Below are 12,949 nucleotides of genomic sequence, written 5' to 3'. Positions count from 1 at the left end.
CTATACATAAAATGAAATACACAGGATAAAGACCATGATCCACGCCCGTCAGGCCTTGCTCGCGTCCGGTTGGGCGCAGGATGTTCGCATCACCCTTAAAGATGGCCGCATTGATCAGATCGCGCCCAATACGGCTGCCCAGACGGGGGACGTGCGCGTTGATACGCTGCTGCCCGCCTTGGGCAACCTGCACTCGCACACGTTCCAGCGCGCGATGGCGGGCATGACCGAGCTGCGCAAGGCCGGGCGCGACAGTTTCTGGACATGGCGCAAGCTGATGTATCGCTTCATGGACCGCCTGACCCCGGAGCAGATCGAGGCCATCGCCGCGCTTGTTTTCGTCGAAATGCAGGAGGCCGGGTATGCCAGCGTGGGCGAGTTTCACTATGTCCACCACCAGCGCGGCGGCGCGCCCTATGATGCGCTGGCCGAATTGTCGCTGCGGGTGATGGCGGCGGCGGGCGAGACCGGCATCGGGCTGACCCATCTGCCGGTGCTGTATACCTATGGCGGGGCGGGCAAGGTGGCGCTGGCCGAAGGGCAGATGCGCTTTGGCAATGATGTCGACCGCTTTGCCGATCTGGTGCAAGGGGCGCGTGCGGGGCTTTCCGCCCTGCCCGATGACGCCCGCGTGGGCATCGCGCCGCATTCGTTGCGCGCCACATCCCCCGACGATCTGGCCCGTGCGCTGGCGGATCATCAGGGCGGGCCGGTGCATATCCACATTTCGGAACAGCCCAAGGAAGTCGAGGACATCCAGAATTGGCTGGGCGCATGTCCTGTCGAGTGGCTTTTGGCCAATGCCCCCGTCGACGCGGGCTGGTGCCTGATCCACGCCACCCACATGACCGAGGGCGAGACCCGCGCGATGGCAGCCTCCGGCGCGGTCGCGGGCCTGTGCCCCATTACAGAAGCGAACCTTGGCGATGGCCCCTTCAACGGCCCCACCTTCCTTGAGGCTGGCGGCGCGTTCGGCGTCGGGTCGGACAGCAACGTCAATATCTCGCTGACTGAAGAACTGCGCACGCTGGAATATTCCCAACGTCTGCGCGACGTGGCACGCAACGTGATGGTAGTCGGCGAAGGCTCGGTCGGGGCAACGCTTTACACAGGTGCGGCCCGCGGCGGCGCGCAGGCTTTGGGCCGCAACGCGGGCGAGATTGCGCCGGGGCGTCTGGCAGATTTGGTCGCCATCGACAGCACTGACCCCACATTGTGCGCCCTGACACCTGACCAGATCCTTGACGGTCTGTGTTTCGCGGCGAAAGACACCGTCATCACTGACCTGTGGTCTGCCGGGCGGCACAATGTGACTGGCGGGCGGCACATCGCGCGCGACGCGGTGGTCGCGCGGTATCGCAGTGCGGTCGCGGACCTGCTCGCCTCGCTTTAGTCTTTAGGGCGCAGGGTGATGGTCAGTGCGACCGCATCCTGCGCCAGATCGAAACGCAACGGCGCGTCGGTGCGGATCGCCGTGTCGCCCACGTCCAAAGCCTTGCCTTCCACCGACGCGGTGCCCGCGATCACATGCAGCACACAGGTCTGCCCGGCTTGCCCGACCTTATACGTGCCAGCATCGCGCAGGGTCTGCGCATCGCCTTCGCACCGCGCGGTGTCGAACATCAGGTTGAAATCACGGATCGGGCCTTGGGTCAGCGTGGCCGTGACGGGTGCCCCTCCGTCGAACCGCACGGGCTGCGCATAACCCGCCTGCAGATCGCCATCCGGCCCATGCAGCACCATGCCATCGCCCTGAATGACCGTCAGGATACGCGTCAGGCCCGGAAAGATGGAAAAAGCCCCGTCGCCATCCACATCCGCCATGCTCAGCCGCCACAAAGTGCCCGTTTTATCCTGTTCTTTGGCGATATTGCGTGTGATCCCGCCACCGTTTTTCCAAGGTGTTTCCACCAAGTCGCATTGTCGAAAAATCATGATCTCTCTACGCAAAACTCGCTTAAGCGCCTCATTTTTAATACTCTCACGCCGACAGAACCACTTCACGACGAGTCCCATTTTACTATTGAGGACGCTCTTGATCCTCACCAAGCGAATCCCACTCCGTCTGCAAGCTTCAGGGAAATATCGGTTGGACGCAAGAAAGACACAGCCATTGACTGGAGGCCAATACCATCGACGTTAAGCCGGCAAACGATTGGCGACGTCAGCCTTTGCGTTTCTGATCATCTAGGGTCAGGATGCATTGATTTCGGTCGCACTGCGTGATTCACGGCTCCGAAAAGGAGCGGCGACATGAGTGATATTTTCTGGCTGACCGACGAGCAGATGGCCAAGCTGGCACCTTTCTTCCCGAAGTCTCACGGCAAGCCAAGGGTCGATGACAGACGGGTCTTGAGCGGGATTATCTTCATCAACCGCAATGGCTTGCGCTGGCGCGACGCGCCCGAAGTCTACGGACCCCACAAGACGCTATACAGCCGCTGGAAGCGTTGGAGTGAAAAGGGCATCTTCGCCAAGATGATGGCTGGGCTGGCGGCGGGACACGGCGAGCAGATGACCGTGATGATCGACGCGACATATCTCAAGGCTCACCGAACGGCGACCAGCATGGCCGCCAAAAAGGGGGGCGTGGTCGCCTGATTGGTCGGACCAAAGGCGGCATGAACACCAAGCTGCACGCGATCTGTGACAGTCAGGGGCGACCGATCTACCTGTTCGTTACCGCCGGACAGGTAAGCGATTACATCGGCGCACGGGCCCTGATGAGCGGCCTGCCAAACGTCAAATGGCTGCTCGGGGATCGCGGCTATGATGTTGACTGGTTCAGAGAAGCGTTGCAGGACAAGGGGATACGCGCCTGTATCCCTGGCCGGAAGAAACGCAAGACACCGGTCAAGTACGACAAGCGCCGATACAAGCGGCGCAACCGCATCGAGATCATGTTCGGCAGGCTCAAGGACTGGCGGCCGGTGGCGACACGCTATGACCGCTGCCCAAAAGTCTTTCTCTCTGCCATCGCTCTCGCTGCTCTCGTAATCTACTGGTTATGAATCCTGACCCTAAAGCCAGGCTGACGCGGCACGCCGAAAAGTGCGTTTGCACACCGGGAGGATAGGAAGGCAAACCTGTTCCCTCATGCAGGCGCTTCACACAGAGCGTTCAGCTCGCTGCACGCCACATCCGGTACCGCCCTTCCCCCGTAACTTCTCGGATTAAGCCTCGCTTTTCCATCCAGTTGAGGTTGCGCTGAACGGCGGCACGGCTTGCGCCGGTCAGGGTCTCGGCCATCGGTGCGGAGACAAGTGGCCATTCGGTCAGTGCCGTGCACAAGGACGGGGGCGTGCGGCCCGAGAGCGCGCTAATCTCGTCTTCCGCCCGCGTCGCCCACGTTTCGATATCGTCGAGGTGCCGCATCGCTGTCAGGAATCCCGCCTCCATCCCGTCTAGCCACCGTATCAGACGGTCAGTGGGTGGGCCGCCGGCACGCAGCCCCCCTGCTCCGCCCATGGCCACAGGCGCGAATGCCGCTCCCCTGCACTCACTGGCCGCGATCCGCGCAGCAGTGACAGCTGCTTCCACTCGGTCACCGTGTTGTCCGAGACCCGCCAGGCCCCAAAGATGAAAGCCCATGCAAGCACGCGTGATCGGGTGGAGCTCGGCCGCGGCTGCCATTACGTCCAGCCATCCGCCCGCGCGATCTTCGAAACGCTCGGCACTGCCTTCGATGTTCTTGGGATCACGGCGATCCAGAAAGGCTGCTAGGTCTATCTCTGGCCCGGGACCGCCTGTCAGGCGCCGGACAGCCCATCCAATCCGTGTCAAGGCATTTGGGTCATCCTGTGACCCCGATAGTCGCATCGACATCCAAAGCGCCAGACGATCAGAACTCACCCGATCCCCTGCGAACCAGCTAAGGTCCGCTGCCTCGATAAGAGCGAGGCGATGCCGCCAGCCTTCCGGGCCACGCAGCAGCCTGTCATCCAGAGCACCCAGGCGTCCAGCCACTCTTGCCAGTCGCGCAGCGTGAACGCCTTCTGCCTTTGCCCAGTCTTCGATGACGGCAGAGTCCGGCGGTTCTGCACGCGGCCCGGCAGGCAAATCATCTGGTTCTTCTTCGAATGGTCCCGGCAGAAACCAGAGATCCTCTTCGTGAGCCTCTTCATCCTCCTCGATGGTGAGGAGGGGATCATCGAAATCATCAGTCAAAGCGGATGCTTGGGTCTTCATATGTGCAAAATACTGTTCTTTTGCACATTACCCAAGTGATTTTGTGGCGGTTGCCTTCGCTCTTTATATAGTATGCGCGCGCGACTGCCGGTGAAACCTCTCCGATCGCGCTCAGCGCAAGGAAACCAAGGTTTTTTGGACGAGCGCGACGAGAGAGCACCTACTTGCATTCGTTTACAAACGGTCGTTTAGTAGCGTTACATTAAATTGCAAACGGCCCGTTTTCATGTCCCTGATAGGCTATGCCCGCGTTTCCACAGAGGATCAGACCCCCCTGCCCCAGTCCGAGGCGCTGCAATCGGCGGGCTGTGCCGAGATCTTTGAAGAGCACGCCTCAGGCGGCAGTCGCGCGCGTCCTGTGCTCGCGCGGGTGCTCGAACGCGTTCAGAGCGGCGACACGCTTGTCGTCGTGCGGATCGACCGGCTTGCGCGGTCTCTGTCGCACTTGCTGGAGGTGATCGAATGGCTGGAGGCCAAGGGAGCTTTCTTCCGCTCGCTGCAGGACCCGATCGACACGGCATCGCCACAAGGCAAGTTCACGCTGCAGGTTCTAGGCGCTGCGGCCGAGTTCGAGCGCGCTCTGATCCGCGAACGCACAAAGGCCGGGCTTGCCTCTGCGCGCGCCAAAGGGCGCGTTGGTGGCAATCCTGGGCTACGCGCCAAGGATCCCGCTGCGATGCGCAAGGTGCGGCTGGCGCGACACGACGGCTACATGGAGCGCCTCAACGAGACCGCGCAGGATTGGGTGCCCCATGTGCGCCGCTTGCGGCCGGATATGGCCTGGGAAGACCTGCTGCGGATCATCAATGGCCCCCTGCCCCCAGATCGGCGCTGGACCCAAAGCCGCCTGCTCCGCGCGGTGAAAGCATATGTGCGGGACGGCTTCCTGCCTAATGAAGTGCTTGGCCGCGCCGGACGCCGCGAAACCGACGATCGCCTGCCGGCGATTGTTGCAGCGATCAAGGGCGCGGACCCCAACATCACGCTCCAGACGATCTGTGACAGGCTGGAATCCATGCGCGAACGCACACCACGTGGGCGTACAAGCTGGCAGCCCTCGTCAGTAAGGATGCTGCTGGAACGCGCAGAGAAGTTGGGCTTGCTGAAGTCCGCGCAATAAACACAACCTTGCAAATCTTCCAACTCATGGAACGATTGCAAGGTTGCAGCCCATTTTCTGGTCAGTTGAATGGATTCACGACGCGTAACTGATCTTCGACCAGCAATCCGTCGTGCATATCTTCGCTCCACAAAGTCGTGCATCCAGCAATAAGAGCGGCCGATACAATCATCGCGTCATAGACCGAAAGCTGGTATTTCTCTGCCAAAGATCGGCCCACAAGATGGGTTTGCACAGACAGGTCGTCGACTGGACACAAGGATTGGACCCCTGCGAGAAAAGCGCCGGTCTCCTCCCAACTGAGACCGGCTTTCCTCCGGCAATTGACCATCGCTTCGTTCAGGACCTGCACACTGATCCGCGGCCCCTGCCCCAGGATGTCTTCCGCCCGATCCGCTTTTGGGCCGTCGTCAAGAAGGTAAAGGACGACATTTGTATCCGCGAATTCAGCGCTCATGCGCAGCGTCGCGGCTCAGGCGTGCGTCCTTGGATAGCTTTCCGCGAAACCGTCTTAGCCCTTGCAGGACTTCATCGGCGCGAGGTTGGCGCTGGACGAGCAAAGTACCGTCGTCCTTTATCAGATCGATTTGGTCACCCTCCTTGAGGCCAAGTTCGCGCACAAGATCGGCAGGCAGCCGGACCGCGAGCGAATTCCCCCATTTTGCAACTTGCATGTTGTTGTTCCTCCAGGTGGATATACGATCCTATATGTATATCATCCTGCCGCAATTGCCAAGATCAGCATGCGACGACGACGGCGAACGGGCTTGTGTTTCGACAGTGAGCTCACACAAGATGTGGAAAAAACTTGCGCGAATCCGACTCTTACGGCAATAGTCACGGAAACGAGGCAAAAAACGTCAATAACCGTGAACACGCCGAAGATGCGTAGCGCGGATCGAGAGGGCAGATGAACAAGACTTTCGTGCATCAGGACCTGAATGCGGTCATCCGCCAGCACTCCGAGTGGCTGGCCAACCAGTTGCATTCGCAACGCGAGAGCCTGTTTCCCCCTGACGCCACAAAGGAAATGCGCAAATTCACCTCCGGCGAGGCGGCAGCGCTTCTTGGTGTGAACGACTCATACCTGCGCAAAATCAACCTTGATGGCAAGGGCCCTTCGCCTGAACTGACGGCCGGTAATCGTCGCCTGTATTCCGCGCAGGACATTCAGGCCCTGCGTTTCCTGCTGGAAAAGACCGCGCGCAAGCCTGGAGACTATATCCCCGGACGGCGTGACGGCGATCACCTGCAAGTCATCGGTGTGATGAACTTCAAGGGTGGCTCGGGCAAAACGACGACTTCGGCACACCTTGCACAACGGCTGGCCTTGCGCGGTTATCGCGTCCTGGGCATTGATCTTGATCCGCAGGCCTCATTCACGGCGTTACATGGCGTACAGCCCGAATTCGATCTGACAGATGGCGGCACGCTGTATGACGCGATCCGCTATGACGACCCAGAGCCGATCCGCGCTGTCATCCGCAAGACCTATATCCCGAACCTCGACCTGATCCCGGGCAATCTGGAACTGATGGAGTTCGAACACGAAACGCCGCGTGCTCTTTCACAAGGCAACGCAGGCCTGTTCTTTTTCCGCGTGAAAGAGGCGTTGGCGCAGGTTGACGGCGATTACGACGTTGTGGTCATCGACTGCCCGCCGCAACTGGGCTTTCTCACCATGTCCGCACTCTCTGCCGCCACCGGCGTGCTGGTCACAATTCATCCGGAAATGCTCGACGTGATGTCGATGTCGCAATTTCTGCGCATGACGGCTGATCTGATGGACGTGATCGCCGAAAGCGGTGCGGACATGTCCCACGACTGGATGCGCTATGCGCTGACACGCTATGAACCTCAGGATGCACCACAAAACCGGATCGTCGCCTTTCTGCGCACCATGTATGGCGATGCGGTGCTCAACTCACCAATGCTCAAATCCACGGCTATCTCCGATGCAGGTCTGACAAAGCAAACCCTATACGAAGTCGAGCGGAGCGCCTTTACCCGCACGACCTATGATCGCGCGCTTGAAAGCCTGAACGCGCTGAACGACGAAGTCGCTGATCTTATTCAGAAAACGTGGGGGCGGTCATGACGAGTGGCAAGAAAAAACGGATGTCGATGCTCGATAATCTCGCGGCAGCCGGTGGCCCGGCCCCTACCCCTCAGGCTGGCGCCGTAACCCCTATGATGACGTCCAACCGCGCCCTGCGCTCGGCCCGCGATGCGGTCGATTCACATCACGTCTGGGAACTCGACCCGGCCAGTATCGTCGACGACCGAATGGCCGACCGGCTTGATCCGGCGGATGTGCATGATCTGCGCGCCGCAATCGAGGCGAATGGTCAGACCGTACCAATTCTTGTGCGCCGGCACCCGTCAGAGACGGACCGCTATCTGCTCGTCTATGGTCGCCGCCGGCTCGAGGCGATCCGCCAGTCCGACAAGGTCGCCAAGGTGCGCGCACTGGTCGCCAATCTGGATGATGACAGCGCCCTGCGTGCGCAGATTTCCGAAAACATGGCGCGCCGCGATTTATCCTTCATTGAAAAGGCGATTTTTGCGCAAGAACTCGTATCGTCGGGCTTTGGAAATCAATCACAGGTTGCAGAAATTCTGACTGTGACCAAATCTTCGGTGTCCATGGCCATCGCGATCGCCGACATGGTCGGTACAGACCTCATCCGCGCCATCGGTGCTGCATACGGCATCGGCCGACCCCGGTGGGAGGCCATGGGCCGTGCCATCGCGGACAAGGGCCTGGATCGGGGCAGCCTGATCCGCCTTGCTGAGGAAACCCATGGCAAGGCCGATGTGGCCATGGTGATTGATGCCGCACCTGCGACCGACGACCCCTCTGTGCAGGCGTTCGAGGCCGTGTCGAAGGTTGTCACAAGGTTAGTCAAACCGGCCAAGGCCCCCTCCCCTTCTGCTGCATCCAGTCAGCCTCTCAGGATTGGGGGCAAACGTGGCGGCACGCTCAAACGCACCGCCAAAGGGATCTCGATCGAGTTGCAGAATAGTAAGTTTGCCGACTGGGTAGAGTCTGAAGCCGATGATTTGATTGAAGAACTTCACGAACGCTGGAAGCAGCGTTCAGAAGACTGAGGAAGAGCAGAAACCAAAAACAGGAGGCACGAAAAAGCCAAAGAAAAGGTCCCGCAAAGCGACCGCCCTACGAGACCCTGACTTGTTCTTAGCACTCTCAAGTTAGTCTCGGACGCCGTTTTTCGCAAGTCTTAAGTGATTCGCGGACACTGATTTCTTTGTCTTCGTGAATGTAAAATGGACTACACCCCCGTAACGCCTTTCAGGCGACCCATAAATGCTGCCATTCTGCACTATCAGGCAGCGGCGCAACAGGACCTCCCGCCTTCCGGCGTCAACAAATGGGAAGCACTTCGCGAACTCGCCGCTGCCCGTATCGCCTTCGGCTTGTCCGACCGTGATTTGAGCGTGCTTCAGGCATTGGTCAGTTTCCATCAGGCCACGATTGTTGGCGGGAACCATAGTGAAACTGTCGTGCATCCGTCCAACAAGGCTATTTGTGAGCGCCTGAACGGCATGCCCTGCTCGACCATGCGGCGGCATCTGGCGAACCTGGTGCAAACCGGTTTCGTTGTGCGTCGCGACAGTCCCAATGGCAAGCGTTACGCGCGCCGGTATGGCGATGAAAAGATCGCTTTCGGCTTCGATCTGGCCCCCCTCGCCCAACGCTTCGTCGAAGTGTGCGAAGCCGCAGAGGCTGTCCGTGCTGCGGAGGAGCGCTACAAGCGGCTTAGATCCACTGTAAGCCTCATGCGCCGTGATCTAGCGGGTCTCGTCGACTACGGCCGTTCTCTGCGCCCTGACCTCGCGATCTGGGACCAGGCGTCCGACCTCTGCGTCCTGACGGCGCGCGACCTTCGCCGCAAACTCGACCTTGCCGAGTTGCAGCAGATCGAAACTGCGTTGTCCGAAGCTCTGAACGCTACAAGGGACCTGCTGGAGCCAGTGCAAGCAGAAGATATGAGCACCAATGAAGCCACAAATGGGCAGCACTATCAGAATTCAAATAAAGACTCTTATGATTTTGAACCACGCTTAAGAAAAGCGCAGGGCGACGGCAGCGTCTCCGATCCCACAACATCACTGGTTGCAGTGGATGGGACTGATGAGCCTGTCCCGATCGACAACAATCTCCCTAGGATCCCCCTCAGTCTCGTCTTGGCCGCATGCTCTGAGTACCAGACATATGCTGAACGACCCGTGCGCCATTGGCATGATCTGGTAAGGGTTGCGGATGTAATAAGACCAATGATGGGCGTCTCTCCTTCAGCGTGGGATGAGGCCAAACAGCATATGGGCCCGGAAGAGGCATCGGTTGTCATCTTGGCAATGCTGGAACGCTTTGGCGACATCCGTTCACCTGGTGGGTATTTGCGGTCGCTGTCTGCGAAGGCTGCGCTCGGTGAATTCTCTTGTGGCCCCATGATCATGGCCCTTATGAGAAAGGACGCTGCATGAAAAGTTCACAGTTGTGAACTACGTCTTGTTTCGTCGCGCAGAAGACAAGTTCACAGCTGTGAACTCATTGTTTATGGGATCCGTCCAATTTCTCCCTGGCCATGCTTATCTGTGGAGAGCGAGAACTAACGAAAATCAAACAGTCAGGTCACCATCTCCAAAGAGGTTCGGAAAGAGCCGCTCTCGATAATCCAATGGAAACGCCAAACGAACAGGCGTCTTCGGCGAGACGGAAGTCAGGTATCCGGCGGCGGTCAGTTTACTCAGCGTGTTGCGAGCCGTACGCTCGGACGTCTTGAGCACAATCTTTGCGTCGCCTCGTTCCAGTGCGCCATGCCGAAGAACCGCCGAAATCAGTTCCGGCGCTCGCTTGTCATCGATGGTATCTGCAACGAGACGACGATACCGTTGGTCCAATCCGCCAAGATCGAACAATCTTGCTGAGAAGCTGATCTGGTCGAGCGTCACCTTTAGGAACCATTCACTAAACGTCTTCAGTGCCGCTTCTGACAGGTTCCCCCGTCCGTCGCGGTCTCCGCGACGTGGACTGTCGGCCAGATCCATCATCCGTTTGTACTCGCCCCGATCGGTTAGCCCGCGGGCAAGCCCACGTGATACGGACCAGAGCCCTTGGCCACCAATCCCCGCTGTGAGGGCCATGGCGTGAGACATCAGTCTGCTGACACGGCCGTTACCATCCGGGAAAGGGTGGATGTAGTTGAGCCGGTGATGTGCAGAGGCGATCGCGATGATCCGTCCGCTCGAAGAACGCGCCGCAATCTGAAATCGTTTGTCGAAATGGTCCATGAATGCCGCAACGCGCGACGATGAAGGAGGTAGGTGGCGCCCGACCGCAACTTCCCGATCGTCATCCTGGCGCATGCGTCCCGGAACGATGGGCTCTTGTGTGCCGTCGGGATGTTCGATGACCCGAAACTCATCCGGCATCTCGTCGTAGAAGCTCTTATGGACCCAAGTCAGGAATTTGACGGATGTGGGGCGGGGCAGGGTGCCTATACGATGCATCTCATCGATGGCCCGTTGAACGATGACGTGCGCCCGGGCCTCAAGGGCGAGAGGGCGGGTTTCTTCCTCAAGCTCGGCACCAGCCAGCGCCCTTTCGATGTCGCGGGGGCGCGTGTTGTGTCCTTCGATCAGGTTGGAGTAGTAGCAGTTCATCACACGGACGAGATCGGCAAGTTCGGCTGCGCTATCGGGATGCAACCCTTGTCCCAGCCCGGTGGCTTCCCTCTGGATGTCGACCGAAAGGTCTGCCAGTTCTGTAGGAATATGCTCCTCGAAGAAGCAGGGTTCGATCCTGGCGGGTGTTTCCAGCATTTTGCCGATCTTTCATGTTTGCAAAGCAGTTGAAAAATAAACACATTTCGTACTTTCAAGCAAGGTTTTGCCGATATGCGTTGCCGATCTTGGTTGCCGATCTAGAATTGCTGCATGAAATCAATGGCTTCAGCAGATGTGCCGGGCTTTTCGGTTTTGTTGTGTGCCCAAAGGGGCCGGAAAAAGAGAAAGTGGACTTCGGGTTTTGTGACTGACGGATGAGGGCCTTTGGGGTCCCTCAGATGGGTCCGGGCCGGGTTCCGGTCTGCCGTTCCGGATGAAGGGCATTCCCATGCAAACAGGTGTCTTGCGCGTGTTGCGCGCGGTCGCTGCCTCGTGGTGGCGGCACAAGGAACTACGCCGAACCGGCCAGACGGGGCAAGCACAACGGCTCGAGCGCGAGACTGTCCTGCGTGATCTCGGCTATCTGAAGCAGGCGGCCTTATTGCCAAACGCGCATGTGATCTGCGGAGAGGGCGGGACATTCATCCATCTTGGTTGGACCACCGTTTCAACCTTCGCGCCGATCGAGCGCTTTCCCTTGGCCGCCCTCGCGGTCGCACGAGGAACCCCGTTCATCGATATCCGACCCATCAGTGACGTCATCGCCTTCGCGAACCTGCCGCGGGTGACGCGGGACGGATCGGTCGACCCTGACCATTCGGGTCCCGGCGGGTCTGTCTCGCTGACCAGCTACATCGACATGGTCGAAGAGCTCGGTGCCAGGATCGCCAACGATCCGCGCCCCCGCCAGTCAACCTGATCACCATTCCCTCTCACCAACACTCGAAAGGAGGCCAGCCATGGCCCGATCCCGCACGCCCAAATTCGATGCCTCCGAGGTCATCACCAACGAAATCATCCGTATTATTGAGCGCGGCGTCCTGCCGTGGCGCAAGCCCTGGGCCGCAGGCGGGAGCGCGCGCCCCCTGCGCGTGTGCGGTGAACCCTACCAAGGCGTGAACAACTTCCTGCTGACCATGCGCACCGTGATGGCGGGCCACAGCTCGCCCTTCTGGATGACGCTTCCACAGGCCAATGCCTTGGACGCGAAGGTGCGCAAGGGTGAGAAGTCCTCTGTCGTCGTCTATTACGGCCAAAGCCGGAAAGACGCCGGCGATGAGGATCAGCACAGGGAGAACGATGATCGTTCCGAGGAGGCCCGGATCTTCCGCTTCCAGAAATCCTACCGCGTCTTCAATGCCTGCCAAATCGAGGGCTTGCCCCAGAGCTTCTTCCCCGATCCGGAGCCAGCACCCGAGCATCCGCCGTCCGAGCCCATCCCGCATATGCAGGTGTTTTTCGACGCCATCGACATCACGACCGTCTTCACGGGGACGGAAGCCTATTACCTGCCGCCCGTGGATAAGGTCTTCATGCCGTCGATTGCGCGGTTCGAGAACCCGCGGAATTTCTACGGGGTCTGGGCCCATGAACTGGCCCATGCCACAAAGGCACGGCACCGGCTGAACCGCGACTACGGCCTCTCGCGCTTCGGCAACACGGCATATGCCCGCGAAGAGATTGTCGCCGAGCTGACCTCGGTGTTCCTTGGCCAGACGCTCGGCTTCACAGCGCATACGCTCGAGATGAACGCGGCGTATCTCTACAATTGGCTGCGCGTTCTGCGCTCGGACAAGGGCGCGATCTTCAAGCACGCCGCCGATGCGCAGCGCGCTTGTGACTACCTGATCGCACGGTCGGAGGCGGGTGGGGCAGGGGAGGTCGACCAGGCCGCTTGAGGGGATGTGTGTCGGAAAAGGAAAAGTGGGCTTTGAGAAGGGTGTTTCAACT

The 12,949-nt window shown here is 59.5% G+C and carries 13 protein-coding genes; 8 read left to right on the top strand and 5 right to left on the bottom strand.

Annotated elements, in window-relative coordinates; translation table 11 throughout:
• Positions 1 to 34 precede the first annotated feature (34 nt).
• On the top strand, positions 35 to 1,393 hold the full coding sequence (locus H8B03_RS17965; protein ID WP_193143280.1) for a formimidoylglutamate deiminase: 1,359 nt from the start codon (positions 35 to 37) through the stop codon (positions 1,391 to 1,393).
• On the opposite strand, the gene H8B03_RS17960 is transcribed toward H8B03_RS17965, so the two are convergent.
• The gene (locus H8B03_RS17960) at positions 1,390 to 2,046 is read right to left on the bottom strand and encodes a HutD family protein (RefSeq protein ID WP_137796055.1); all 657 of its coding nucleotides are present in this window, start codon (positions 2,044 to 2,046) and stop codon (positions 1,390 to 1,392) included. The two genes, H8B03_RS17965 and H8B03_RS17960, sit on opposite strands and share 4 nt — an antisense overlap.
• A 207-nt stretch (positions 2,047 to 2,253) precedes the next feature.
• Between H8B03_RS17960 and H8B03_RS17955 the strand changes: the two genes are divergently transcribed.
• Positions 2,254 to 3,011, top strand: a protein-coding gene (locus H8B03_RS17955; protein WP_193143279.1) for an IS5 family transposase whose coding sequence is annotated in 2 segments (ribosomal slippage) — positions 2,254 to 2,578 and positions 2,578 to 3,011 — 759 coding nt in all. Because the reading frame shifts where the segments join, the coding sequence is not laid out codon by codon here.
• Positions 3,012 to 3,120: 109 nt separating this feature from the next.
• Here the strand turns inward: H8B03_RS17955 and H8B03_RS17950 are convergent.
• Positions 3,121 to 4,188: a hypothetical protein gene (locus H8B03_RS17950; RefSeq protein WP_193143278.1), complete on the bottom strand. Its 1,068-nt coding sequence runs from the start codon at positions 4,186 to 4,188 to the stop codon at positions 3,121 to 3,123.
• Between the two features lie 226 nt (positions 4,189 to 4,414).
• On the opposite strand from H8B03_RS17950, the gene H8B03_RS17945 reads away from it, so the two are divergent.
• Positions 4,415 to 5,308, top strand: coding sequence for a recombinase family protein (locus H8B03_RS17945; RefSeq protein ID WP_193143277.1), 894 nt, complete (start codon positions 4,415 to 4,417; stop codon positions 5,306 to 5,308).
• Between the two features lie 61 nt (positions 5,309 to 5,369).
• Here the strand turns inward: H8B03_RS17945 and H8B03_RS17940 are convergent, their stop codons facing one another.
• Both H8B03_RS17940 and H8B03_RS17935 read right to left on the bottom strand, forming a co-directional pair.
• The gene (locus H8B03_RS17940) at positions 5,370 to 5,765 is read right to left on the bottom strand and encodes a PIN domain-containing protein (protein ID WP_193143276.1); all 396 of its coding nucleotides are present in this window, start codon (positions 5,763 to 5,765) and stop codon (positions 5,370 to 5,372) included.
• On the bottom strand, positions 5,755 to 5,982 hold the full coding sequence (locus tag H8B03_RS17935) for an AbrB/MazE/SpoVT family DNA-binding domain-containing protein (RefSeq protein WP_055296342.1): 228 nt from the start codon (positions 5,980 to 5,982) through the stop codon (positions 5,755 to 5,757). Before H8B03_RS17935 ends, H8B03_RS17940 begins: the two co-directional genes overlap by 11 nt.
• 236 nt (positions 5,983 to 6,218) lie before the next feature.
• Between H8B03_RS17935 and repA the strand changes: the two genes are divergently transcribed.
• The 3 genes from repA to repC all read left to right on the top strand — a co-directional run bounded on the left by repA (position 6,219) and on the right by repC (position 9,817).
• A complete protein-coding gene (repA, locus tag H8B03_RS17930; protein ID WP_193143275.1) occupies positions 6,219 to 7,406 on the top strand; it encodes a plasmid partitioning protein RepA in 1,188 nt (395 codons plus the stop codon).
• Complete coding sequence (gene repB / locus H8B03_RS17925; protein WP_193143274.1) at positions 7,403 to 8,419, top strand: plasmid partitioning protein RepB; 1,017 nt, start codon at positions 7,403 to 7,405, stop codon at positions 8,417 to 8,419. The genes repA and repB overlap by 4 nt, the downstream gene beginning before the upstream one ends.
• A 177-nt stretch (positions 8,420 to 8,596) precedes the next feature.
• A complete protein-coding gene (gene repC / locus H8B03_RS17920; RefSeq protein ID WP_193143273.1) occupies positions 8,597 to 9,817 on the top strand; it encodes a plasmid replication protein RepC in 1,221 nt (406 codons plus the stop codon).
• A 135-nt stretch (positions 9,818 to 9,952) separates the two neighbouring features.
• Here the strand turns inward: repC and H8B03_RS17915 are convergent, their stop codons facing one another.
• A complete protein-coding gene (locus H8B03_RS17915) occupies positions 9,953 to 11,155 on the bottom strand; it encodes a Fic family protein (protein WP_193143272.1) in 1,203 nt (400 codons plus the stop codon).
• 277 nt (positions 11,156 to 11,432) lie between these two features.
• Here H8B03_RS17915 and H8B03_RS17910 point away from each other — a divergent pair, with 277 nt between their 5' ends.
• Together H8B03_RS17910 and H8B03_RS17905 are read left to right on the top strand one after the other, a co-directional pair.
• Entirely contained in the window at positions 11,433 to 11,918 is a 486-nt protein-coding gene (locus tag H8B03_RS17910; RefSeq protein WP_193143271.1) for a hypothetical protein, read from the top strand.
• Positions 11,919 to 11,958: 40 nt separating this feature from the next.
• Positions 11,959 to 12,897 carry an ArdC family protein gene (locus H8B03_RS17905; protein WP_193143270.1) on the top strand — a complete coding sequence of 313 codons (939 nt, stop codon included), beginning with the start codon at positions 11,959 to 11,961 and terminating at the stop codon, positions 12,895 to 12,897.
• Positions 12,898 to 12,949: the final 52 nt, after the last annotated feature.

It is taken from the genome of Meridianimarinicoccus sp. MJW13 (genome assembly GCF_014901205.1).
Lineage (GTDB): Bacteria > Pseudomonadota > Alphaproteobacteria > Rhodobacterales > Rhodobacteraceae > Meridianimarinicoccus.
The sequence above is the reverse complement of the archived record's forward strand: the minus strand, read 5'-3'. Positions and strand labels throughout refer to the sequence as shown.